The 24491-nt window shown below is 54.2% G+C and carries 22 protein-coding genes; 10 read left to right on the forward strand and 12 right to left on the reverse strand.

The features are described 5' to 3' along the window. Positions 1-45 precede the first annotated feature (45 nt). A complete protein-coding gene (locus tag MFFC18_RS02990) occupies positions 46-2928 on the reverse strand; it encodes a trypsin-like serine protease (RefSeq protein ID WP_075085285.1) in 2883 nt (960 codons plus the stop codon). Between the two features lie 167 nt (positions 2929-3095). Further along, positions 3096-4145: a ThuA domain-containing protein gene (locus tag MFFC18_RS02995; RefSeq protein ID WP_075085284.1), complete on the reverse strand. Its 1050-nt coding sequence runs from the start codon at positions 4143-4145 to the stop codon at positions 3096-3098. Between the two features lie 160 nt (positions 4146-4305). Between MFFC18_RS02995 and MFFC18_RS03000 the strand changes: the two genes are divergently transcribed. From MFFC18_RS03000 to MFFC18_RS03010, 3 genes are all read left to right on the forward strand, one after another. Then, positions 4306-5430 carry a PA0069 family radical SAM protein gene (locus MFFC18_RS03000; RefSeq protein WP_075085283.1) on the forward strand — a complete coding sequence of 375 codons (1125 nt, stop codon included), beginning with the start codon at positions 4306-4308 and terminating at the stop codon, positions 5428-5430. 72 nt (positions 5431-5502) lie between these two features. After that, on the forward strand, positions 5503-6198 hold the full coding sequence (locus MFFC18_RS03005; protein ID WP_148618605.1) for a DUF2306 domain-containing protein: 696 nt from the start codon (positions 5503-5505) through the stop codon (positions 6196-6198). After that, a complete protein-coding gene (locus tag MFFC18_RS03010) occupies positions 6195-7262 on the forward strand; it encodes a DUF1559 domain-containing protein (protein ID WP_075085281.1) in 1068 nt (355 codons plus the stop codon). The genes MFFC18_RS03005 and MFFC18_RS03010 overlap by 4 nt, the downstream gene beginning before the upstream one ends. Positions 7263-7312: 50 nt before the next feature. On the opposite strand, the gene MFFC18_RS03015 is transcribed toward MFFC18_RS03010, so the two are convergent. Continuing rightward, entirely contained in the window at positions 7313-7834 is a 522-nt protein-coding gene (locus MFFC18_RS03015) for a DinB family protein (protein WP_084417231.1), read from the reverse strand. A gap of 105 nt (positions 7835-7939) precedes the next feature. Between MFFC18_RS03015 and MFFC18_RS03020 the strand changes: the two genes are divergently transcribed. Beyond that, a complete protein-coding gene (locus MFFC18_RS03020) occupies positions 7940-9823 on the forward strand; it encodes a carbon starvation CstA family protein (protein WP_075085280.1) in 1884 nt (627 codons plus the stop codon). A gap of 152 nt (positions 9824-9975) precedes the next feature. Beyond that, positions 9976-10341: a VF530 family protein gene (locus tag MFFC18_RS03025; protein WP_084417230.1), complete on the forward strand. Its 366-nt coding sequence runs from the start codon at positions 9976-9978 to the stop codon at positions 10339-10341. A 252-nt stretch (positions 10342-10593) separates the two neighbouring features. On the opposite strand, the gene asnS is transcribed toward MFFC18_RS03025, so the two are convergent. The 5 genes from asnS to ribD form a co-directional block, all read right to left on the reverse strand. Continuing rightward, positions 10594-11994 carry an asparagine--tRNA ligase gene (gene asnS / locus MFFC18_RS03030; RefSeq protein ID WP_075085341.1) on the reverse strand — a complete coding sequence of 467 codons (1401 nt, stop codon included), beginning with the start codon at positions 11992-11994 and terminating at the stop codon, positions 10594-10596. Positions 11995-12054: 60 nt separating this feature from the next. Continuing rightward, entirely contained in the window at positions 12055-13182 is a 1128-nt protein-coding gene (locus MFFC18_RS03035) for a glycosyltransferase family 4 protein (RefSeq protein WP_157665191.1), read from the reverse strand. A gap of 34 nt (positions 13183-13216) precedes the next feature. After that, complete coding sequence (locus MFFC18_RS03040) at positions 13217-14014, reverse strand: sulfotransferase family 2 domain-containing protein (RefSeq protein ID WP_075085278.1); 798 nt, start codon at positions 14012-14014, stop codon at positions 13217-13219. 70 nt (positions 14015-14084) lie between these two features. Further along, a complete protein-coding gene (locus MFFC18_RS03045; protein ID WP_148618606.1) occupies positions 14085-15425 on the reverse strand; it encodes a hypothetical protein in 1341 nt (446 codons plus the stop codon). 141 nt (positions 15426-15566) lie between these two features. Next, positions 15567-16694, reverse strand: coding sequence for a bifunctional diaminohydroxyphosphoribosylaminopyrimidine deaminase/5-amino-6-(5-phosphoribosylamino)uracil reductase RibD (gene ribD, locus MFFC18_RS03050; RefSeq protein ID WP_075085276.1), 1128 nt, complete (start codon positions 16692-16694; stop codon positions 15567-15569). 112 nt (positions 16695-16806) lie between these two features. Between ribD and MFFC18_RS25200 the strand changes: the two genes are divergently transcribed. Together MFFC18_RS25200 and MFFC18_RS24765 are read left to right on the forward strand one after the other, a co-directional pair. Next, the gene (locus tag MFFC18_RS25200; protein ID WP_075085275.1) at positions 16807-17283 is read left to right on the forward strand and encodes a hypothetical protein; all 477 of its coding nucleotides are present in this window, start codon (positions 16807-16809) and stop codon (positions 17281-17283) included. A 42-nt stretch (positions 17284-17325) separates the two neighbouring features. Beyond that, entirely contained in the window at positions 17326-17601 is a 276-nt protein-coding gene (locus MFFC18_RS24765; RefSeq protein ID WP_157665190.1) for a hypothetical protein, read from the forward strand. Here MFFC18_RS24765 and MFFC18_RS03060 read toward each other — a convergent pair. Beyond that, on the reverse strand, positions 17598-17960 hold the full coding sequence (locus MFFC18_RS03060) for an STAS domain-containing protein (RefSeq protein WP_075085273.1): 363 nt from the start codon (positions 17958-17960) through the stop codon (positions 17598-17600). The two genes, MFFC18_RS24765 and MFFC18_RS03060, sit on opposite strands and share 4 nt — an antisense overlap. A 185-nt stretch (positions 17961-18145) precedes the next feature. Between MFFC18_RS03060 and MFFC18_RS03065 the strand changes: the two genes are divergently transcribed. Next, positions 18146-18751, forward strand: coding sequence for a hypothetical protein (locus tag MFFC18_RS03065; RefSeq protein ID WP_148618607.1), 606 nt, complete (start codon positions 18146-18148; stop codon positions 18749-18751). Positions 18752-18753: 2 nt separating this feature from the next. Beyond that, positions 18754-19731, forward strand: coding sequence for a glycosyltransferase (locus MFFC18_RS03070; RefSeq protein WP_075085271.1), 978 nt, complete (start codon positions 18754-18756; stop codon positions 19729-19731). A gap of 62 nt (positions 19732-19793) precedes the next feature. On the opposite strand, the gene xerC is transcribed toward MFFC18_RS03070, so the two are convergent. The 3 genes from xerC to MFFC18_RS03085 form a co-directional block, all read right to left on the reverse strand. Then, positions 19794-20711, reverse strand: a complete 918-nt coding sequence (gene xerC / locus MFFC18_RS03075; RefSeq protein WP_075085270.1) for a tyrosine recombinase XerC — start codon at positions 20709-20711, stop codon at positions 19794-19796. 21 nt (positions 20712-20732) lie between these two features. Next, positions 20733-20993, reverse strand: coding sequence for a hypothetical protein (locus tag MFFC18_RS03080; RefSeq protein WP_148618608.1), 261 nt, complete (start codon positions 20991-20993; stop codon positions 20733-20735). Positions 20994-21426: 433 nt separating this feature from the next. Further along, positions 21427-22581: a helix-turn-helix domain-containing protein gene (locus MFFC18_RS03085; protein ID WP_075085268.1), complete on the reverse strand. Its 1155-nt coding sequence runs from the start codon at positions 22579-22581 to the stop codon at positions 21427-21429. A gap of 371 nt (positions 22582-22952) precedes the next feature. Here MFFC18_RS03085 and MFFC18_RS03090 point away from each other — a divergent pair, with 371 nt between their 5' ends. Beyond that, a complete protein-coding gene (locus MFFC18_RS03090) occupies positions 22953-24194 on the forward strand; it encodes a hypothetical protein (protein ID WP_148618609.1) in 1242 nt (413 codons plus the stop codon). The last annotated feature ends 297 nt before the right edge of the window (positions 24195-24491 follow it).

Below are 24491 nucleotides of genomic sequence, written 5' to 3' on the forward strand. Positions count from 1 at the left end.
GCAAAGAGCTCGCATTATAAACCAGCCGAACGTGGGATGGAACGATTACACAAATTCCAATGCGTCTCGATAGTTCTGGCGGAACGGGAGTAGGTCGAAAATGTCGATTTCGCCGTCCACGTTGAAGTCAAAACCTTCGTTGAATCCGGTGTCACCCGCCGAAGTGTTCCAGGCCTGCCGCAGTTGCAGCAGGTCAAACACGTCGGAATCTCTATCGCCATCGATGTCACCGAAGAACCGGAAGAAGTTGTCGGATTCGTTGTCACCAAAGACCAGATTGCCTCCAGCATCGCCATCACCGTCTCCATCAACAGCAACGCCTGCGGCCGATGTGATCTCATCGCCAACAATCGTCAGTTGATAGTTTCCATCGACAAGCGAGCCCGAAGTTTCCGTGAATTCGCCGGAGAAAGCCAGCGTCACGACCGAGTAGCCGCTGCTGTTGTCGACCGAGGAAGTTACTTCCACGTCGCCACCGTCGGGACCACGTTTCACCAATTCGAATGCGTTGGCGCCGAAGTCCAGCACTTCATCAAAAGTGATCACGGCGTCCGTGAGCATCGAACGTTCGACTTCCGCAGCGTTGAGCGAGATCGTCGGCGCCGTCGGCGGTTCGGCGACTTCGAAGATAGCCAGACCAGCAACGACCACGTCTTGCGTCGCTCCGATCGGATCGACGTTGATCGAAATAGTACCATTTGCGTCCGATGTCACAACAATCGCAAATTCCGCAAGGGTCGAGGAACTGCTCCCGACCTGGTCGTTAACGAACAGTTCTCCTTGATCGAACCGTTGCTCGAAAGTAATCGGGCTGCCTTCCCCTTGAATGGAAACCGTCTGCTGGATCGAATCGTAGAAGCCTTCGGCGGCCATTACGTAGACTTCATAGTCCGTGCTTGGGCTCAAGTCAGAATAGACAAACTCAATTGGATCGGCACCGGTATAGATCTGACCGTCAATGTTGGCAATGGAATTGGCATGCTGGGGAATGGTGCTGGCGATCAGATTGACTTCGTAACCAGTCGATGCACCGATGATCTGAAGGTCGACTTGCGAAGCTCCGCCCTGTTCGTTGTTGAGGTCCTGAAACGTTCCTGTGCCCCCGGAAAGGCTCAGCCAATTCAGCGGTGCATTGGCGGCATCATCAAAGTCGACGCCGATCAGGCCAACTGGACCGATCTCGTTGATCGTTGCGGAGTCCGTGCGGTCGACTGTGTTTCCGTCTCCGTCATCCACATCGACGTAGGTGATGGAAATTTCATCGCCCTCTTCAACCTGCAAGATGCCATCATTCTGTGAAGCACTGCCCTGGGCGGTATCAATAGAAGTCGGGTAAACTCCGACCGAACTGGCAGAAATCGTCAATGTCTCGCTGTCGCCGGACGTCGTAGTAATCACAACGGAAACGTCTCCGACCGCATTGCCATCGCGAACCGTCGCAACCGCGGAATCACCGACGAAATATCCGTCCTGATCAAAGCTGACTGATCCCGCGCCGTCGCCGACGAAAGTTCCACCTGCGGACTCGATCTGCGATCTGTAAACTGCAGTGCCCGTCCACCACGAGATGTCTCCGTAAACGCTTGTACTTGTCGTGCCGCCAGAAAGCACGCCCGCGATCACCCACTCACCGCCGACGTCAACCAGAACCGGGCCACCGCTATCTCCGGGTGCCGTGGTGGCTTCGAAAGTCAGCGGCGTTGAGTTGCTTCCACCAATCGTGTTGTTTCCGGCAGAGCCGCTGTCGAAATCCGTCGAGATGATGTTCGAGCCCGACGAAGACGATGGCGAACCAAACGCGTCGATCACATTCTCGCCACCCCAACGTGTTCCGTCCGCGGTGAATCCGTGCCCAGAACTGCCGACACCGTTGTAACCATAGCCAACTGTCACTGCTGTCATGCCGACCAAATCGCTAGTCGCATCGATAAACCGCATTGGGGTCGCGATTGATGTAGGAACGTCAGTGGTCAAAGTCAGGATCGAAACGTCGCCTCCATCGAGCAGTGCTGAGTTCGCGTTGCCACCCGCTGGTTGTGACGCGGAAGCAACGGTGAACGTCGCGTCCGGATTGTTGCTGTTGTCGCCAAAACTGATCGTGTCGCCGCTGCCGATGCCGCAGTGACGCGCGGAGATAACCGTATTGGATGAAATCAGCGTCCCGGTACAGCCCACGGAAATTGAGACCACCGAATCGAAGGGCTCCGCGTATGTGCGAGACCCCGACGCGCCGATCGCATCATTGATCACGATACGTGCAAAGACACCGGTTTCAGATATCGGTGCATTTAAAAGTTCAGAAACCGCTGAACCTGTGACTTCGCGATTGAAAATCGAGCCGTCGAAAACGCTAATCCATGTTTCGTGTTCGCCAAAAACTTCCCCGTCGGTGTCGAACACGGTAGTTTCGACCAGCCACGATAGTCTCGCTTTGTTGCCGGCGTAGTACCAGGCCATCGAAGCCGATGACTCAACCGAAGCAGCTTTGCCGAGATCCTGCGAGCCGATCCGCGTCGCAAGGTTCTCGTTGATCATGCTGCCATCAGTCGCGTAACCACGAATGTTTTGTCTGGCTTGATCGTTGACGTTCGTGATTTGCCCATCAGCATCCTGGACGACCGTTATCCAGGAATCGTAAACTGCCAGCCCGTTCCAGGACTGTTGGAACACTGTCGTTGTGCCAAGGTCGTTCGACTCGCTGGCGACTTCGATCAGCTGATTCAGTCCTTTCTGTGCCCACGCGACGTCATCGCGAGAGGCCAGTTGTTCGAGAACCGAAGGAGCCTTAGACGGCACTGCCGTTGCCTTCGCAAACCCAGCCAGGTCCGCGGCCAGCATTTTTCTTTCTTCGAACCGCTGATAGTCGAGTCCACGTTTCGTTTGTCTGTTCTTCTTCGAAAGCTTTTTGCCAATACGGTTGAGTGCCATGAATTGTCTCAGGGAGGAAAGAGAAGATGGGTTTTCGTTTAGAAGCCGAAGCCTGCCGCAAGCCGCTGTTAGTGGGGCGGGCACTAATCTTATTTGCGAATACTCATTTTTTCAATGCAAGCGCTTGGCGGCAGACTTCTAATACGATGAACCTCGCGACGGTCCACTTACTTTTTCAGGATTTTGGGATCGGGATAGCTGCTGGCAGATTTCCCAAGTTCAAAGTCCTCGACACGTAGATTTCGTTTGACGAAATAGTCGCTTTTGGGGAATCCGTAAAACGATGGTGCGAACGGATCAACAAACTCCACATTTGCCTTTTCCGGAACGTCCAGTCCGGCCAAGTGAAACGTTGCGTTGACGATCATTCGACGCAAATCCTCGCCGCGGAAATCGACTGCTGCCCCTCCGGTAGTCGCAAAACACTTGCCCTGAGCCTTTCCAGACGGCGAGTCGTAGTCTTTCAGCCACGCGAATGGCATCATCGGATCGTTCAATTTGCCAGCCACCAATTGTGACGCTGGATCAAGTGTCTCAGTGACGCCACCACGCATCAAAATTGTCGCAGCTTCCTGATCAAGTGCTGCGATACCGTAAATGTCAGACGTCGTGAAAACGTCCTGCACTGAATTCAGGATTGGATGTTGAGCGTTCTTTTCGACGATAAATCCTCGCCCTCCCTGGACTTTGTGTTGGCCATGATGTGAAAGCCAATTTTCGCCAATGACTTTTTTTCCAAAATTCGCCCAATCGTATCCGCCATAGTCGCCGGTTTTGAAGGCATGCGTCGCGGTGCGGAAAGCGATCAATGGCTTTCCGGCTTCGAGGAAATCGTAAATATGCTTGATTTGATCGTCGGGCAAAATTCGCCATCGCGTACACAGGATCATCACATCAGCAGTCGCCAGATTCTCCAGGCCCGGAGTGTTGCCAAGCTCGAAAGGATCGATGCATCCGGTTTCCTTGTTGATTGAAAACAGAACGGTGCATTTAAATCCATGATGTTGGCTGAGTATCTTGGCCAGCATCGGACAGGACTCTTCGCCTCGGTATTCTTCGTCTCCGGAAACGAAAACGACGTGCTTGCCGTTGGCGTCTCCCGCAGGCTCAAAAACCAGCCAGGGGTCTCCGCCGTTCGCCGGCGAAACGTGAACAGCAGCATAGGAAAACAAAGCAGACAGCACTGCAGTAGCGACGTGTTTTTTGAAAAAGCTCATGGCACCTGAGTCGTTGATGAATGGCGGACGCTTTGATTATAGGCGAAACATCCCGTCCGTTTAACGGATTGCCAGAAAGCAGTGTCGACTTTCGGCAGCTCAGCCTGAGGTCAGGTTCTCGCGGCATAAATTTCAATTCTGCCGTATCATTGACGTTGCCATGTCCCACGAAAAACCAAATCAGAAAATCGCCGGTCGAGGCTCCAGTCTTCGGATTGTGAGCCGGTTCGAATCGGTTTCCCGCGTTGACGACGAAGAAGTTATCGATGATCCAGAGTACATGGAATCGCTCGGCGCGAAAGTAAACACGGAATACTTCGAAGACAGCTCCAGTTCCGTCGTCAGCGAAAACAGCAGTCCTGACATTCCGTTTCGCTACAGTCTGAATCCCTATCGAGGTTGCTCGCACGGTTGCAGCTACTGCTACGCCAGGCCGACGCACGAGTACCTCGGGTTTGGCCCTGGCCTCGATTTTGAGTCGCGGATCGTGATCAAACCCAATGCCGCCCAGCTTTTTCGAAACTGGTTGGTCGAGGGGCATCGGAAAGGACGCGAGGTTGATCCCGTTATGATGTCCGGTGTAACGGACTGTTATCAGACCTGTGAAAAGCAGTTTGAGTTGACCCGACAGTGCCTTGAGGTAGCTCGGGACTTTCGCTATCCGGTAAGTTTGATCACAAAGAACGCTTTGATTCGCCGCGATCTGGATCTGATCGAGGAGTTGGCCTCGATGAATCTGGTTTCTGTCGCGATAAGTGTGACTTCGCTCGACCAGTCGCTGACTCGAATCATGGAACCACGCACCAGTGCTCCAGCCGCCAGGCTTGATGCGATTCGACAGATCGCCGCGACAGGTTGCCCGGTCATGGTGATGGTGGCGCCGATCATTCCCGGCATCAATGAGCAGGAAATTCCAGGCGTACTCAAGGCGGCCGCCGAGGCAGGTGCGACGCGAGCCGGCTATGTTTCGCTTCGCTTGCCGCTGACGGTTGAGCCCGTCTTTCTCGATTGGTTGCTGCAGCATTTCCCTGATCGCAAGGAGAAGGTGGTCGAACGGATTCGCACGATGCGAGACGGGAAAATGAACAGCTCTGCTTTCGGCGAACGGATGACGGGGAATGGAGTTTGGGCCGACCAAACTCGCCAGCTAATGACGACATTCTGCAAACGATATGGGCTCGATTGCGGCGTCAGCTACGGAAAACCGACTGAAAGACCAACGCTGCGAACGGATCTGTTTCGCGTCGTCGAATCGGACGGACGCGTTCAACGGGAACTTTTTTAGATGAACGATTGTTGTGAAATGCCGTACCAAAAATACGCATTCATTTGCCAGAACAACTAAAGAGGGATCGGTTTGTCTCAGCTTGCCGTCACAGCACGTGAACCTTCGAGTCGCCTCAAGGCGATGAAACGGATCGCGTTTTGGTTGTTGGTGATGCTGTTTGTGAAAGTGCTCGGGTCAATCGTTTTCGAGTATCGAAATTATTTTCCGGCCAACTTCGAGTCCAATTTTCTGGTTGGTCGAGAAGCGTTCTTTTCCGGAAGTTATCGGGTGGCGTTCTATACGCACATCTTGTGTGGTCCGATCTCCTTGCTGGTCGCCGCGTTCTTGATATTCAGTGGTTCGCGGAAAGCACTGAGCCATTGGCACCGGAGACTTGGCAAATTGCTTGCCAGTCTCGTGTTGCTCGTTTTGTTGCCGAGCGGATTGGTGATGGCGACGCGAGCGTTGACCGGCCCGGTCGCCGGTGCAGCATTTTTTGTCCAGACTTTCGCCACCGCTCTGTGTGTTGGCTTTGCTTCATGGTACGCCAGTCGCCGACGTTTCAACCAGCACCGAGCGTGGGCAACTCGTACCTTTATCCTGCTTTGCTCGCCGCTGCTTCTACGATTGATCACGGGAGCCACGGTTGCTTTTGAATTGGAAAGCAGCTGGACGTACCGATTTGCGGCTTGGGGAAGCTGGTTGATCCCGTTGGCAGTGTATGAGTGCAGAAACTCTATTCTTCGGCGATCAATCGCCAGGTCTATCAAAGGGACATTGTCATGATTCAAAGTCAGAAACGACATCGCGTTGCTTTCACGATCGTTGAGCTGTTGGTGGTGATCGCAATCATCGCCATCCTGCTCGCCATGTTGCTTCCAGTGATGCGGACTGGTGTTCCCGAAGCGGCGAGGCGTACCCAGTGCATGAACAATCTGCGAATGATTGCCTTGGCGAATTTGAACTACGAATCGGCTCAGATGCAGTTTCCTGCGGGAACCGGGATTGAGTCGCTGCAAGACGTCGGAAGCAGCGGAAAGCTCAGTGGGCTGGTCGCGATTTTGCCGTTCATCGAGCAGAACGAATTGTATGAGCAAATCACCAAGCCAAGTACGATCGGCGGCAACACCTATCCAGCTTGCCCGCCACTTTACGACGATGGTGTGCCGCACTGGAAAGTTCGTGTTCCCGAGTTTTATTGCCCCAGCGTCGTGGTCGACGATAATCGACACCTGCCGTCTCACTACGGTCTATGCATCGGCGACAGAGCCCGGAATATTGCTTCGTCAGATTCGAAACGGGGCGCGTTCAACGGGGCAATGCAGATTGACTTCGATGACGTCTCGGACGGGTCGAGCAATACAATCATGGCGGGGGAAATCGGAAAGCACTCTGGTAGCATGGCCGAACAACCTTTCGCGATCAATCAACCGTCATCCATTTTGGAGAATCCAACCGAGTGTTTGACACTGATTGAGGACAATGGAGACCGTTGGAGTTTCAGTCCTGATATTCAGCTTGGTCAGATCGGACGCGGATCGCATTGGGCTGACGGCCGCGCCGGGGTGGCTTTGTTCAACACGATTCTTCGACCCAACAGCCCCAGCGCAGCAGTCAACGGTAGCGTCGGAGTCGACGGAATTTACTCAGCCAGCGGTCCTCATCCTGGTGGCGTGAGCGTCGCTTTTCTTGATGGTTCAACCCACTTTATCGATTCGGAAATCGATGCCGGTAACTCGTCGGCTCCAACACCAACCGCACCGCAAATGGCAATGAACGCGCCGAGCCCGTACGGAGTCTGGGGATCTCTCGGCACAATCAACGGCGGTGAAGTGGTCGGTGAATATTAGACAAGTTTCAACGCCAGAGTTTGCTGCAACCGTATCAATATCGGTGCGGTCTACTGCCCCAATCGCTTTTGCATGATCTCGAAATGGTACGTGACGTGGCCGCCCATTAGAAACGGGATCGCTCGCGCGGAAAGTACTCTGCCCGATGCAGTGCCGGAACGTGAAAGCTGTTCGTCACCCAAACGCCGCAACATCAGAGAATTCGATCTTCGTAGGGTCGCGAATTCCTCGATCAGGTCGCTCATGGCCACACCTTCGTAATCGAGTCCGGCGACATAGGAGTTCTGTTCGAAGTCCGGATTTGGCGTCGGGTCGCCAACAGCAATCTGTAGCAACCGCGTCGCAAAAATTCGCTCGGTGTCGATCAAATGGCCGACGACCTGCTTGAGAGTCCACGTATACGGATCATGGAGCTTGGAGTCTTCACCCTCGGGAAGGCTGCCCAGCAACGACTCCAGTTGAGCTGGCTGGCCATCGAACTCCGTCCAGAAATCATCCGGCGTGAACTTGCCAATGTAAGTTTCGAAGTACTCAAAATACTCGGTCGGTTCCGGACGCGTGATGCTATTCATGTGTGCTCTTTGGCTCTTCAACAATCTGTTTGAGTCCGAGTATACCGCAATGCCGAAGACAGTTGCTACAATGGCTCAACCACCATTTTCCAGCGGATCGAAGTTATGGGCACGTTTCTAATCGCCGTCGGCAGTTTTGTCGGGTTTCTTGTCGCGTACCATACTTACGGACGTTGGCTGTCGCGAAAAGTGTTCGCGCTCGACCCCAACGCAATCGTTCCCAGTTGCGAGCTCGAAGACGGCGTTGATTACGTGCCGTCAAAAAAGTCCATCGTCTTCGGTCACCACTTCACCAGCATCGCCGGAACAGGCCCGATCGTGGGACCGGCGATCGCTGTGTTCTGGGGTTGGCTCCCGGCGCTGTTGTGGGTCATCTTCGGAAGCATCTTTATCGGTGCCGTTCATGACTTCGGCGCACTGGTAGTTAGCCTGAGGAATCGAGGCCAAACGGTGGGTGAAATTGCCGGGCGATTGATCTCGCCGAGAGCAAAACTTCTGTTTCTGTTGGTGCTGTTCTTCGCACTCACGATCGTGCTGGCGATTTTTGGCCTGGTCATCGCGGCGATCTTTAAGCTGTATCCCGAATCCGTGTTGCCGGTCTGGATTTCACTTCCCATCGCGGTGTTTATCGGTTGGCGAATCCGAAAAGGATCTGGCAGCATTTTGCCGATCGCAATGTTGGGACTGCTGGCGATCTACGCCAGTGTTTGGTTCGGTGCCTACATCATGCCAATCTCGTTAGACAAAATTGTTGGGGCCGACAAATGGCTTGGCGAGTGGAATTCGACGCTAGTTTGGACTTTGGTCCTGTTCATCTACTGTGGCATTGCTTCGGTATTGCCCGTTTCCGTTTTGCTTCAACCTCGCGACTATATCAACAGTTTGCAGCTGTACGTCGCGTTGGTTTTGCTAATGATTGGACTGGGGATCGCAACGCTTTCCGGGCAGGCCGATCTGTTCACGTCCACACCCGCATACACCGGTGACGAGCTGCCCAGGAATCCGCCACCGATCGCTCCGTTTTTGTTTATCACGATCGCATGCGGAGCCGTGAGCGGATTTCACTGCCTGGTTAGCAGCGGTACCAGTAGCAAACAGGTGGCGAACGAAACCGATGCTCAGGCGATCGGCTATGGCAGCATGTTGCTCGAAGGAGCCCTTGCCGTGATGGTGATTCTGGCTTGCTGTGCTGGCGTCGGAATGGGCAAGTTTGATCGCGTGACAGTGGGCGATGGCGTTTTTGCTCCTAGCGAATATGTCGCCGCGGTTGGAGCCAACGAAGTCGCATTGACCGGAAAGGATGCGTGGCGCGCGAAGTATCAAACGGCTGGCGATTGGAATGATTTTAACCTCGGCGCGAAAGTTGGCGCGTTCGTCGAAGGCGGCGGTAACTTTATTTCTGCCGTGGGCATTCCGTTGAAGCTGGGTATCGCGATCGTTGCCGTTTTGGTGGCCTGTTTTGCAGCCACGACTTTGGATTCTGCCACGCGTTTGCAACGCTACGTCGTGCAGGAGCTTGGCCAAACGCTCCATGTCAAACCGCTGACCAATCGCTACGTCGCCACGATTTTCGCGTTGGTGCTGGGATTCTGGATTGCGTGGCAGCCGGGAGCGGGGGGAGTCCGCGGAACGGGCGGCCTGATGTTGTGGCCTCTGTTTGGGGCGACGAATCAGCTGCTGGCCGGGTTGGCTCTGATGGTGACGACTTTCTACCTGTGGCGCCGCAACAAGCCGGTTTGGTTTGTGGTGCTTCCGATGGTGTTGATGTTGATCTTGCCATTCTGGGCGTTGATCTGGCAGTTGAAATACACGTTTAACTTCGAGGACAAGCTAATGCTGTCCGTCGTCGCGATCATCACCTTGGGGTTGCAGGTTTGGATGGTAATCGAAGCGATGATCGCATGGCCCAAAGCCAAAGGCGTGCTGGAGGAGAAGCTTCCGCCGCTGGAAAAGGACAGTTTCAGTGCTGCTGACGGGCGTAGCTGTTGATCGATCCAATCGCATGGAGAGGCTTGTTGTGTAGAAAATGGAACTCGCTGGGACCGTAGCTCCATGGTGATCTTGATCCTGTCCACTCACGCAGCGGTCGAGTAAACTTTGCATCAGCCAACGCTCTTCAACTATATCGTTTGACCACCTCTATGGACAACCAGGCCAACAATCCACTTCACGGCGTCAAGCTTGCCGACATGGTCGAGCATCTGGTGGAGACTTATGGCTGGGAGGAATTGGGTGCGAAGATCAACATCAACTGCTTCAACAGCAATCCATCGATCAAATCAAGTTTAAAGTTTCTGCGCCGGACGCCGTGGGCCCGTGAGAAAGTTGAGCGACTGTATTTGCGCTCGATTGGAAAACGTATGCCGATGAAAAAACGTGTCGTCGAGCCAACGCAGAGCAATTCAGGCGATGTTGGAAAAAGTGAAGACACCAATAAATCCGCCGGTGAACCGCCAGCGGTTTCTCCCTGGGACGCCGCCAAGAAAGTTCGCGACTCACGCGGTTGAGGCTCTTGCGCTGGCCAGGGAAAGACGAGCGTGGTGCTGATGCGGTAGAAATCAGCAAGCCAACTGCTTCTCGGTCTCTTCGCGAAAATGATCAACGCTGCGAACCTTGGCTTGGGCGTTCATCGTTGACGTGGGTTCGTGTGGAATGTTTGTAGTGCCGCCTAAAGGCGGAATGGTGGGGCTGCGCGTGACTTCCGCCTAAAAACAACACTACGAACTTACGTGCCGATCTTCCCACTTGTCGCTCACGAATTAAAAATCGGCGTTGCCGGGCGTCCGAGGGAACGGGATCACGTCGCGGATGTTGCTCATCGAGGTTGCAAACTGGACGGCTCGTTCGAGCCCCAATCCAAAACCGGCGTGAGGAACCGTGCCATATTTGCGAAGGTCGGTGTACCACCAATACTCTTCGATATCGAGTTCCTGTTCCTTCATCCGGCCTTCGAGCACATCCAAACGATGCTCACGCTGACTGCCGCCGATAATTTCGCCGACGCCGGGAACCAGAACGTCCATCGCCCGAACTGTTTTCTCATCGTCGTTGCAGTACATGTAGAACGGTTTGATCGATCGCGGATAATCGAACAGGATGACTGGCTTCTTGAAATGTTGTTCCGTCAGAAAGCGTTCGTGCTCGCTCTGCAAATCCGTGCCCCAGTCAACGGGATACTCAAACTTCTGTCCGCAGTTTTCCAGAATCTCCACGGCTTCGGTGTACGGCAAGCGAACGAACTCGCTGCCGATAATCGATTCAAGATTCGAAATCAAAGCCTTGTCCGGATCGATGCGATCGTTGAAAAACTGCATGTCGTCGCCACAGTTCTTGAGCGCGTCGGCAAACATGCGCTTCAAAAACGCTTCCGCCAGATCCATGTTGTCCGTCAGCTCGTTAAAGGCAACTTCCGGCTCGACCATCCAGAACTCGGCAAGGTGCCGCGAGGTGTTTGAGTTTTCGGCACGGAACGTGGGGCCAAATGTGTAGACCTTGCCCAGCGAACAGGCGTAAGTCTCGGCTTCCAGTTGTCCGCTGACAGTCAGGAAGGATGGCTTGTCGAAGAAGTCGAACTTGTAGTTCAGTTTCTCGATTTGTTGTTTGGCGATGTGTTCCATGTCCATCGTCGTGACCTGAAACATTTCGCCTGCGCCTTCGCAGTCACTCGCAGTGATGACCGGAGTGTTGACGTACAGGAAGCCGTCTTCCTGAAAGAACTGATGGATGGAGTTCGTAATGCTGTTGCGTACGCGAGCGACGGCGCCGAATGTGTTGGTTCGCGGGCGAAGATGAGCCCACTCGCGGAGCTTTTCCATCGAGTGGCGTTTCTTCTGCAACGGGTAAGTTTCCGGATCGGCCCAGCCGTGGATGACGATTTCGGAAGCCAGGATCTCTGTCGCCTGACCTTTGCCACCGGACTCCTTGATTTCACCGACGGCCGTAATGCTGCAGCCGGCTGTCAGACGTTTGATATCGTCCTCGTAGTTTGCCAATTCGCCCGGAGCGATGATCTGAATGTTTCCCTGGCAGGAGCCATCGTTGATTTCGATGAAGCTGAAACCGGCTTTCGAGTCACGACGAGTTCGCACCCAACCGCTGACTTTGGCGGTGTTGCCGATCGATGATTCCAGACGGGCGGCTTTGACGGAAGTTCTATTCATGGGAGTCTTGTTTTGATTCAGGGTCATCACCGTCCCCAAAGGAGGGTGGCGTCACGTTTGTTATTTCACCAACGCGAGGATCTTGTCGGCGTACTCGCCAATCGGATCTTCAGGATAGCGTTCGCGGATATGTTGTCGAGCCAGCTGTCCGATCTGTTGCCAGTGTTCCCGCTTTTGCCACGCCCGTTCCAGAGCCTCGTCGAACAGCCCAACGGTTGCGCCTTCGGCGATGAAGCCGGAAACGTTGTCGTCCATCAGTTCCGCGTTTCGGCCGAGATTGGTCGTAATTGCGAAACGCCCACAGAGCATAGCTTCGGTCACGACCAGCGGAGCGCCTTCATAACGAGACGGCAACATCAAGGCATGGTTCGCGGCCCAGATGTCTTTGACGTCTTTGACATAGCCACCGAACTTCAGTTTATCATGCAAGCCATGCATTTCGATCAGCGATTCCAGTTGGCCTTTGTTGCCCTGGTCATGACCGTAAAATGTGACCTCAATCGGACGCTTCTTCCATTTGTCTTGCTTCATCACGTCGACAATGATGTCCTGACCTTTGGACTGAAAGTGAACTCGGCCCACGCACGCGACGCGAAATTTTTGCTGACCGTTCTGCTCCGGCCACGGAACGTCAGAGTTGTAGTCGACGTTGAAGGGGTTTGAGACGATCTCTGCATTCTCATCCAGTCGCAGAGCGATGTTGTTTTCCAGTTTGTGTCGGTTCTCGTCGGACACGAACAGGACTTTGTCCGCGTTGCTGTACCAGCGGCGATAATTGTCCAGACGATCGGCCGGGATGAAGAAAAACGAGCTGGCGCACTGAAGGTTGATCGCGTAAGGAACCTTGTTGCGGATGCAGGCGTCCGCGATTTCGATTTGGTCGGGATGATAGCCCAGTGTGATCAGCACCGCGTCGGGGCGATGTGTCGTGATCCAGGACTCTGCCGTTTCAGCCGGGCCGAAACGACTGACCATCGCTTTGATTTTTGACTTTGGCTTATTTCGCAACCATAGATGAGCCCCGTGCTTTTCCAGATCCTCCAGCTGAAACGCTTTGTACGGCCACCACTTGAAACTCACACAGACCTCATGGTCCATCCGCTGTAGCTGCTTCGCGGCTTTGTACCAGAGGACTTCGCTGCCTCCCCAGGGCATGCCACTCATACAGGAATAGAATCCGAACTTCACTGGTAACTCTTGATCTTGGAATTGAAAGACTGGTTCAGGCGACGCCGTACGAAGGAGAGCCGTTGTCCCGCGACGATTCATCGGCAGACTGTTCAGCGTCGACGATCGACTGCCGCAGCTGTTCCGGCATCACGTTGGGATCGCGATACCGCTCCAACGCAAACTGGTAAACGCGATGGAGCAGCGGATAGTCGTGATAAAACTGCACACGAAGGGACTCAGGCACAGTCTCATCGTAGGTGGAAACATTGAATTTCGGAAGCTGAGTCTGCGGCTTGCCCAGCACCAGGCCCAGATTGTCGATCGAAGTCTGTAAATCCTCGAAGATACCGATATACACGAACTGGTCATTCAGCTTTTGCTCGTAGTTTGCCAGCGTGATGTCCTGCGGCAGGTGATTGAACAGCCAATACGGATATGTCCGCACGTAGCTTTCGACATTGGGAAACTGGTCCCTCAAGTCCACGGGCTCGCCGCGAAACCAGAACTGCCCCCGAGCACTGCGACCTTTGGCGAAAAAGTACATCGACACGACCAGGTCGAACGGGTCTCGCAGGATCGTGAAGTACTGATCGATCTCAGGGTAATAGTACGGCAAACCGTAGCCGCGACCGTGATCAAAATGGCCGTGCACGCATTTGACGTTCTTCAGCCAACAGCCGCGATCGTCTTTCGTTTCCACGCGTGGCAAAACGATGTCGCGAGTTTCGTCCTGGTTGAGCTTGTGATATCGCTTGCCAAACCAGTCGCGCAACAGCCTGACGACACTGGTCCCGGCACACTTTGGGATGTGCGTATAGAGGATGGGTTTTTCAGGATCGTAGGGACGCAAGTCAGATTCCTTCGGCGTTTCGAATCAGACGATTTTAGCGGAAGTTCGCGTAGGATCGTAGCGACATTTTCTACTCCTCGGAGTCATCCATTTTCTTGCGTTTCGGGTCAGGCTTGATGCCCAGCCGTTTTCGGATCGCGTGAACTCGGGCCTTCATGCGATTCGCTCGCAAACGGGCTCCGTCGAGCGCCGTGATCAAATGCTCAATCAGCTCGTTCTTCTCAACCAGTTCGGCAGGCATCGTGTCCAGACGCTTGATCGCCGCGACCAGCTCGACTTGCATTCGCTGCACGTCCTGCTCCTTGAAAACAGGATTGTCCTGATAGAGTTTCGAAAGGCTGAAAGTGTGCGGCACTCTGGAGAAACCTCGCCGTGGATCGGCGATGATTCGATGCGGAAACTTGATTGGTTCATTCTCCGCGCGAGCCGTTTTGCCGCATTCGATCATCGTCTGCAGCAGTTCCACCATCCTGTCGGTCGCAGGACCTTCGCACTCGAGTTGATCGTGCAGCGTCGCGTCCTGAAACAGCATCTTGTGGCCGGGCGGATCGGCAAGTTCTCGCAGTGTCCAGTTGAAATGGATCGGAGCGTTGATGGTCCATGCCGCGGGAACGTAGTGCGGTCGATTGTGAAAGTCCAGCACCGCGGTCGGTCGTTTTTTCAGCACACTTTCCAGATATAGTGTCGACGGCGTCGTGATGACTGCGTCGACTTCATCGATGACATCGGACAGCGGTTTGCGTTGTGGAGCCTCCCAGTCGTCCGACGGAATTTCGCTTTCCGGCAAACCGATCGCCCGTTCCAGACCGTCGGTCAGCCGCCAAGTGACTTGGCAATCACGGCCGTTAACTTTCGGGTTCTTGTCCAGTCGTTCGCGGATGTGAGTCAACGATTGGATGACCGTTTCGCGTTGCTCGTCGTTGAATGCAGGAGTGTTGGCAGTCGCGATCAGCAAGCGAAACGGGCCTTCGGTTTGAACCGCAGGAACGCTTTCGAGGTCGACTGAATCGAGGCGCGGCAGACCCACGAACTCGCATTTGCCAACATTGCCCCAGGATTCGACCACGCGAACCTGGCCACGGCCGATGCAGGCCAGTTTATGGCCGCACAGTGGTTGAAAGATCGACGCGTCAGGAAGGTCCGGGTGCTCCCAAGTGTTTCGATATTCCAGAATGCCGTCGGCGAGAATCAGGACGGGCACAGTTCCGCGTTCGTGAATTTCGCGTAGCTTCGAAAGTTCCTCGTGGCGATAGTGCATGTGCGTCACGACGATGCCGGCATCGGGAGGAAGCTCCCAGGTGTGCAGGTTCTCTTTGACGATCGTGCACGGCAAAGGGCAGCGATCCATCCAGGAAGTATACAGAGCGCTTTTGGCAGCAAAGCGGCACAGGATGTAGGCGCGGAGGGTCAAGAGTTACCGTGTGAAGTGTTCAATGTGAAGTTTCAGTATCAGTTGCTGAAGGTTCAGCATTCGCAATCGATTGTACCCGTTATACAACAACGCCGTTATCCATAGCGGCGCTATCCATTTGCGTCGCTATCCATATCGGCGCTACCGGCGATGTACGAGGTACACATCGTCGCCGACCCGCTGGGCCGTTTGCAGCTTCAATTCGGTTCCATCCGCAATACGATTTCGGTCCAGTCCCATGACTGGCGTCACTGAGTCAAATCCACCCAAAAGTTTTGGAGCGATAAAGGAATGGATTTCGTCAATTTCCCCAAGATCGTTTAAAACGCCAAGCAGTTTCCCGCCGCCTTCGACCATCAGATTGGTCACACCGCGGGACGCGAGGTGCATGAGCAGTTCAATCATTCGTTCGTGGTGACTAAGCGACTCTCCGATCCAGACTTCGACGCCATGCTCAACGTATCGCGCCACCTGTTTGGCGTCATGTTGCGGACCTACCGCGATCAGCGTCGGGACTTCGTTGGCAGTTTGAACCAGGTTCGAAACCACGGCTGACGTTGCCTGGGAATCGAATACGATTCGTAGTGGAATTCGAGCTTCGAACCCCAATTCCTGATCCGTGCCCGGCAATCGAACGGTAAGCGTCGGGTTATCTGCCCGCGCGGTTCCTGACCCAACCATGATCGCATCAACGCGGGCTCGCAAACAATGGACGAGGTGTCGAGACTGACTGTTGGAGATCCATTCGCTATCCCCCGACGCGGTCGCTATCTTGCCGTCGACCGTCATGGCCCATTTCGCGATCACCCACGGTTTGTCTTTCTGCACGACCTTCAAATACGGAGCCAATACTTCGCGTGCCGACTGTTCCAGCACGCCGACGCTCACATCGATGCCAGCGGCTTTGAGTTTGTCGATTCCGCTGCCGGAAACGTTCGGGTTTGGATCCGCAACAGCGACGACGACGCGAGAAACGCCTGCTTGAATCAGGGCGTCGGCACAGGGGCCTGTCTTGCCGGTGTGTGAGCAGGGCTCGAGAGAAACGTAAGCCGTGCTGCCTTTGGTCGATTCGGAAGCATTTTGAATCGCGTTGACTTCCGCGTGCGCTTCGCCGAACTTTTCGTGCCAGCCTTGGCCGATGCACTTTCCGTTTTTGACCAGCACACAGCCGACCATCGGGTTAGGCTCGACGGAGCCAAGTCCCTGGCGGGCCAGATCGATGGCGAGTTGCATCCAGGTTTCGTCGCGAAGGTTTGCGTGTTCTGGCATTGGATGGACCAAATAAAAAAGGCGGAAGCAAAATTGCTCCCGCCTTTATCAGTATGTTCCGCAATGCGAATTTTCGCAAACGCGACCAGAGTCAAACGACTCTAGCGGCAAGTTGAACGGCTGCGAAGTTTCGCAAGCAATCCACCGCCACAACGCTTCTTACGTTGGCACAGCTTTGGGCGTGGAGCACAAGCTGGCTTGCAAGATGGTGCTGGAGCTGGGCAGCATGTTGGTGCTGGAGCTGGGCAGCATGTTGGTGCTGGAGCTGGGCAGCATGTTGGTGCTGGAGCGGGGCATGCTGGAGCACAAACAGGTGCCGGAGCGTAAACAACAGGTGCTGGAGCACAAACTGGTGCTGGCGGTGGGCAAACAGGAGCCGGAGCCGGGCAGCAAACTGGTGCTGGCGGTGGGCAAACTGGAGCTGGAGCCGGGCAGCATGTTGGTGCTGGAGCTGGAGCACAAACTGGAGCCGGTGCAGGACAGCAAGTTGGTGCTGGAGCTGGGCAGCACTTTGGAGTTGGAGCGCAAGCTTTGCGAGCACGAAGCTTCGAAAGCAGACCGCAGCTTGGCTTCTTGCAGCAGCTGTTAAAAGTGGCTGCGTTAGAAGATTCCAAAGAGCTGAAAGTTGTAAGTGAAAAAGCGATTGCAAACGAAAGTGTTGCAATCCATCCCAGATTTCGATTCATGGGTCATGTCCTCGAAGGTGAAACAGGTTGTAAAGCAGGTAATTAAGGTTGTTGAGGCTATGCTATCTGAACCAGGTGTCAACCATTATCTGACGGGTAATGCGGGAAATTTCTGGCAATCCAGAACAATTCCCTTCTTCCGCGCCGAACTGACACAGTTTTGCGAGGTTTGGACGGCAAATATCGCCTCAAAAACGGCCTCCAGCAGGTTCGCCGTTTAGCTGAACCAGCCAGATTTCTTGAGCTTGGCGACGGCATCGCTCTCATCGGTGTCGATGTCGAAGACCTTTTGCAGGTTCATCAGCGTGAACACTTTCATCACGTTCTCGTTGATGTTGCAAAGCCGCAGTTTGAGTTCCTCTTCCTTGCACCGAGTCGAAAAGTGAATCAGTTTTCCGATCATTGCGGACGACATAAAGCTGACGTTCTCAAAGTTCACAACGATCTTTTCATTCTCGTTCTTAACCAACTCCAGCAGTTCTTCGCCCAGTCCTGCGATGCGGGCTTCGTCGATGATGCTGACGTCCTGGAAGTAAACCACCAAAATGTCGCCGTCTTTGCGTGTCAGAAGAGTTGCCATAACCGTTTTCCGGGATGAGTGAACGGGTAACTATCCCCGTGAATGTCCAGTGTGTTGCCGCGATCTGTATCGTTACAAACTGCCACTGCCAATTCGACGTGATAGGATAGAATACGCTTTCGCGACAGCCCATTGTACGTCTGGCGCAGGCGACTGTAAACCAAAAGCAACGATTCGGAAAAACCATGCGTATCAAGATCGGGGGACGTGACCCCAGATTTAAACACATTGGCGGAAGGGACATGAACGGCATCGACCGCATGTTTCAGCTGTTCGTGAGCCTGCAGATTCTGTTTGGCTCCCGCCGTGGATTTTCCGTTTTGCTGCCTTTGCTGATTCTTGGTGCGATCGTGGCCGGAGGTTGGTTTGCTTTCAACGCCTGGAGCTCGCCACAACGGCAACTCGAAAGGGCTCACGCGGATTGGGACTCGGGAGTATCGACTCGTCAGATTTCAGCGATTGTGAAGTACAAAGAACTGTTGCAGAAAGACAATCCGCTTGAACCCGGAATGCGATGGCTGCAAAACGACCGGGATACGCTCTATCGTCGCATCGTCGAGCATCAGGTGCTCTACGAAAAAGACGACCGTGGAGCTCGCGAATGGATCATCTATGCGTGGGACGAAGGCATCCGCGATTTAAGGTTTGCCGACGGCGAAGTCAATGACTTTTGGAAAACGGCAACGGATTCACTGCGTGGAGAAAGGACCCGGCAACGCGAATCGTCCAGTCCGCCTGACTTGATCGACGACCCTCGACTCAACGGAATCCCTTCGCCCGTGGGAAGCTGATCGTGCGAGTCGCGATTTTCTCGGCGGCGACTCGTGAAACGCGTTCCGGCAATTGGGTGACCGCTGATCGATGGCGAAAACTGCTCACCTCCGCCGGGCATCGGGTGTCGATCATTCACGATTACCGGGACGTCGTCGACTGCGCCGCCGATGTGTTGATCGGATTGCATGCTCGTCGGAGCGCGCGGGCGCTGACGCGATTTAAAACGCTGCACCCGGATCGGTCCACGATCGTTGTGCTTACCGGAACGGACATCTATCGCGATTTGCTGCCAAGCCGTAAGCGTCGGTTTCCCTCCGCGATTGCAGCGCTCGATGGCTGTTGCCAAATCATAATGTTGCAGCCGCTGATGGCGACGCGACTAAAACGAGGCTGGCGATCGAAATCTTCGGTCGTGATGATGGACGCCGCGAAGGTAGCGATTCCTGCGAAGCGGAAAGTCGGCAAGATGCTCAAGGCTTGTGTTGTGGGTCATTTGCGACACGAAAAAGATCCTCTGCGAGCCGCGATGGCGGTGCGGAAGCTGCCGTCGAAAGTCTCCGTTGAGGTGACGCATGCCGGAGGCGCGCTTTCGGATTCCTTCCAAGCCCGAGCCGATCGTGAGTCTGCTTTGAATTTAAACTGGCATTGGCTGGGAAGCATTCCCTACGGCAAAGTCCAGCGACTGATGCGTTCCAGCGACTTGTTGATAAACAGCTCCAGAGCCGAAGGTGCACCGAACGTTCTGTTTGAAGCCATCGGTTCACGATTGCCAATTCTTGCTTCGAAAATTGATGGCCACGTCGGCATCCTGGGGGCTGACTATCCTGGCTTTTTTCGCGTCGGAGATACGAAAGGCTTGCAGGAACAGTTGGTTCGCTGTGCGACAGACGAATCGTTCTATCGGTCGCTAGTTGCTTCGATGGAGTCGCTGGCGAAGAAGTATCGCGAGGGGAGCGAATTAAAAGCCCTGCAAGCGGTGGTCAAATGTTGCCGATAGCGTGACGTTAATTTGGCGTGATGCTGCTGAAGGTTGGTCGAAACTTTTCGTCGCCGCGTGCGCTACCCTGCCCCGCGAGCTCTCGGATGTGCTTTTTCGTAAGCCTGTTTCAGCCCAGCGGTGCTAACGTGCGTATAGATCTGCGTCGTCACCAGCGATTTGTGGCCCAGCAATTCCTGGACGCTGCGAATGTCGGCGCCGCCATTGAGTAAATGCGTCGCGAAGCTGTGCCTCAGCGTGTGCGGAGAAGTCCTCAAATCCAGACCGGTTTGCTTGAGGTACTTTTCCAGCATGCGTCCGATGCTGCGTGTCGTTAGTCTCTTGCCGAACTTGTTCAGGAACACGGCGCCCGCTTTGACGTTTTCCGAATCGTGCGGCGTTCGCCTCGACAGCCAGCGCTGCAGCGCCTTCACGGCATAACTACCGAGCGGCGCGAGCCTTTCTTTCTTGCCTTTACCGCGAACGCGAACCAGACCGTCTTCCAGGTCCAGATCGTTGAGGTTGATTCCCACAAGCTCGCTAACACGCAGTCCTGCTGAGTACAGCGTCTCCAGAATCGCGGCATCGCGCAATCCCATTGCGGCCGTTTTCTTCGGCGCCGCCAGCAGTCGTCCAATTTCTTCGTTGGTCAGAAAGTGCGGCAGTTTTCTTTGCTTGCGCGGGTTTCGCAATGGCTTGGCCGGATTGGAATCGGCGAGGCCCTCTCGCTGTGCGAACTTGAAGAAGCTGCGAAGTGACGCGAGTCGACGAGAGATCGATGTCGGAGCGTATCCGGCCTCATGCAACGCGGCGACGTATCCGCGCAGGTCCAGTGGAGAGATATTGCCCGGGTCTGGCGAACGCCCAACGGTTTCCAAAAAGTATCCGTTCAGGATCGTCAGGTCTTCGCGATACGACTTGATGGTCAGCTCGGAAGCATTCCGCTCGTTTTTCAGGTATCGCAAAAAGCGCGCGATCGCTGACTCAAAATCGGCTGGCATGGTGCAGTTCCAGCAAGGAGCCTAAAAGTCGTCGCTGGAAAACAGGTCTTCCGAAATAGCGCTTCGTGAATCAAGAATGTTGGTTGGAGAGTCCTCGGCGCGAGCCGCGTTACGAACCTTCTGGCTCAAAACCGCAGCGTCGTACCAGGAAAAGCTGAGCTCGGGGTTGGACGCGTACCGCCCCAGCGTTCGCAGTGTCTGACTTTTCTGCTGGTCATTAAAAAGAAAGATGTATCTCTCTTCACCCTTCACCAGCGCTACTACGTTGATATCTTTCGACACTTGAAGAAATTCCTCTGGGCGATTGGCTGCACGGATATGCAATGGACACGTGATGCCTCTGGTTTCGGCATTCAACGTTCACGCCAACAGCGGGAATGGACCAGGAAATTTGTAATCAGGAATTCGAGAAATCAATTCCGGAATCAACGCTACGGGTCACACAATCGGAACCTCTTCCAAGTCGCGCGTGTGTATCCTCGGTCGTGTAATCCAAGCAATCGTCAGAGTCGAAAAACGAAAAAAGCGTGATGCAAAACATCACGCTCAATCATTTTAAATGGGTACACCTGCGGCAGCACTCTTGAAGTTGTCAGCGAGGGATCGTGGACGCATAGATCGAGGATCGTTTGCCCTGGCATGGAAGGTCATCGAGATCTCTTGAAGGCGATAATCGATGACTTCCTGGCTCGCTGTCACAATCTGTGACTTGCCGTTACGTTCGCTTTTCAAGTCGACGGGCGATCGCCTCTTCCGGAATTCGAGTGACTTCTGCCGTCGCGACCAAGTCGGTTCGTAGAATGTCAGTTTCTTTTTTGCCGGCGGGCATCGTGAACTCCACAATGAAAGCGCCAATCTGCATGCCCTGATTCGCGTAAATCGGTGGCCAGAAATCTTCGGCTCGGGTTGCCAACGCTCGAGCCAGCAAGCGGGTTGCCTTGCCCGAGAATCCGCCCATCACCATTTCCAGTCGCCCTTGAGACTCACGGTGCAGATAGAAAACAAATGCGACCTCTTCTTTGGCTTTGCCAGATCCGCAACGAACCCATTTTCCCTTGGCGTCTTCGTAGTAAAGTCCTGCCTTGAGATCCTTGTCGTTTTTGCTCAAGTTCAATCCCGCCATGCAGGAGGCAGGGTGTGGATCGTTGTCGCGATAACGCAGGAAGAAAGGCAGCGAGCGGTCTTGAGGACTCTCAACGCTGTCTTCAGATTCGAACGCATCACAGTTGAACGATCGAGCCAAAATGATTTCAACGACCGGGTTGCTTTTTGTGCTGCCGATGCCGACCAGTGCCTTGTCACCTTTGGAATCAGAGAATCGATCGTGGACCTGGTTGGCACGACGAACCACCTCCGCCTCGTCAGCTTGCCCGGGGCTCCAAACAAGCGACTGTTTAAGATGTTCCGGTTGGGGCAGCTCTTCCGCGGCCAATGCTGTGGCCGCGTCTGCTGGCTTGCGCAGTTTTGCTGTTCCACCAAGCGTTGTAACTCCATTGAGAAGCTCTCCCAACAAAACGGAGTCGGAAGCGGCGACGAACGAGACTTCGCTTTCTGGAGCATCATCTTTTCGGACGCCAACGCACATCTCCAAACGCTTCCGTCTGGCCAGCAGTTCCCAGAAGTTTTCAGGCTCGACAGCGAACAGTGCGCCCGGAAGTTGATCCGGTGTCGCATGACCGTGTTCAATCAAGAAATCGCAAAGGCGGGAAAGCGCTTTAAGGGGGATGTATTTGACTTCGTTCTTGAGAAGCGCGGCGACTTGGTGACGATCAAGCCCCGTGTACTCCACAATGGCTTTGATTGTTCCCGGACGTTTGCGTGGATCCGGTACGTGACCAAGCAATTCTGCAAGTCTGAAACTGTATTGCATTTCTATTCCAACAAAATGAATCTTGCAGTGAGTCTCGAAAGCTTCTCACCAATGACATTAGTGTGACATTGCCGTCCCTAAATATCAATAAATAAGATTTTCCCGTTAAGTGGGGATTTTTGAAGATAGCGGTCTGTTTTTTGGGGTAATTGGATCCGGTGCATGCCCCAGATGGTGCCGTCTTTCGCTTTAGTGGCCCTGAGAGGGCCTTTGTGACCAGCTAAAGTATTCAAAAGTTTTTGCAAGGTTATCCCTTCTGCAGTCGGACTTTAGCGAATTTGCTACGAAATCGCAGAATGACCTAGAGCCAATATTTTCGATTTGCTACCGTCCCGGCGCGTTTCAAATTGATGGATCTCATGGAGCAACCAATGAAAGTCCGAAACTGCTCAGTCGTCGCTGTTGTCATGTTGGCGATCGCGTTTACGAGCATGCAAGGCGCTACGGCGCAGCTACCCCGATTGCCATTTGGACAATCCAAGAACTCCGCAAAGTCCCTGGAGCTGACGGAAAAGGCTGGCCCATGGCTGATCATGTGCTATTCGTTCTCGGGAGACGGTGGCCGCCAGGAGGCTCAGCGACTCGCCGCTGAATTGCGCGAGTACAAACTGGAAGCCTATACCTACACACATCATTTCGATCTCTCCGGAAAGATCGCCGGCAAGCAGTTGCCGATGGCGACTTATGTTCGCGACGCGGCCGGAAAAGAAGTCATGGGCGCTGATGGCAAACCGATCCTCAAGTCGCAGCGATTGGTTCCAACGAGCACGCGTATCGACGAAACAGCCGTACTCGTCGGTAGCTTTCCGTCGGTTGAAGATGAGCAGGCGCAGAAGCTTCTGGCTCAGATCAAAACACTGGCTCCGAAGTCGCTCGCGGCCTCTGACCCTGATGCGCTCGCCAATGACGATTCGCTCGCCGGAGGCAAACTTCGTTTCTACCGCGAAAGCGTAAACCGTGCTCTCGCGAAATCAGGAGCCGCAGTTCAGGGAAACACTCTACGAAACGCTTTCTTACTGCCAAACCCTTTGCTGCCCGAAGAGTATTTTACCGCTCGCAGCATCGACAAATTCGTCATCGATTTGAACCGTAAAGTACGAAAGTACAGCTTGCTGGATTGCCCGGGCAAGTACAGTGTTCGTGTCGCAACGTTCCGTGGAAAAACGACAATCAGCCCATCCAAAATTAAAGAGCAGATGGATGATTTGAATTGGCGGAAGCGAAACGGTCAAAGGATCGAAAGTGAGCTGGCATTGTGTGCTCACAAGGCTAACGTTCTGACCAAGGCTCTTCGTTCTGAGGGCATCGAAGCGTGGGAATTCCACGACCGCGAAGAGAGCTATGTCTGTATCGGAAGCTTTGACTGGCTCAAGCGAACTGATGCGATGGGCACAGAGTCGCAGAACCCGGAAATCCGCGAGACGATTTTGAAGTACCGCGGCGAAGTTCGATATCGTCAAGGCCAACCGGTCGCTGTCGGAGTTCCGGTTCCCAAAGCTTTGCAGAACCTGAAGGACGAACAGGCGATTGCCTACGACATTCAGCCCCTGCCAGTGATCGTGCCCAAGGCGCCTGAATCTCGACGGGCTGGCCTGTTTTCAAAGTGGCGTTAACGTCAAACGCAATCGCATGAACTGCTGACGGCTCATCCGGTAATCACCTTCGTTGGAAACGCAACGAGTGCTGTAAATAGCTGAAACGCATGAAGCCTCGATTCACTTCGGGGCTTTTTTTATGTGCGTTGCCAACCGTTGTCGGACCGCAAGCCAAGTGCCGGATCCGATTTGCAAATCAATCGTTTGGCCCGAAAAGTCAGATTGCCGAAACGCTGACCCCCTCAGTTTAGCCATGAGGTTCTCCCTCTCTTCGAGGCCGGCGACAGCGATTTATACGGCTGGTCGTTAACCCTT

The sequence above is a fragment of the Mariniblastus fucicola genome (assembly GCF_008087665.1).
Lineage (GTDB): Bacteria > Planctomycetota > Planctomycetia > Pirellulales > Pirellulaceae > Mariniblastus > Mariniblastus fucicola.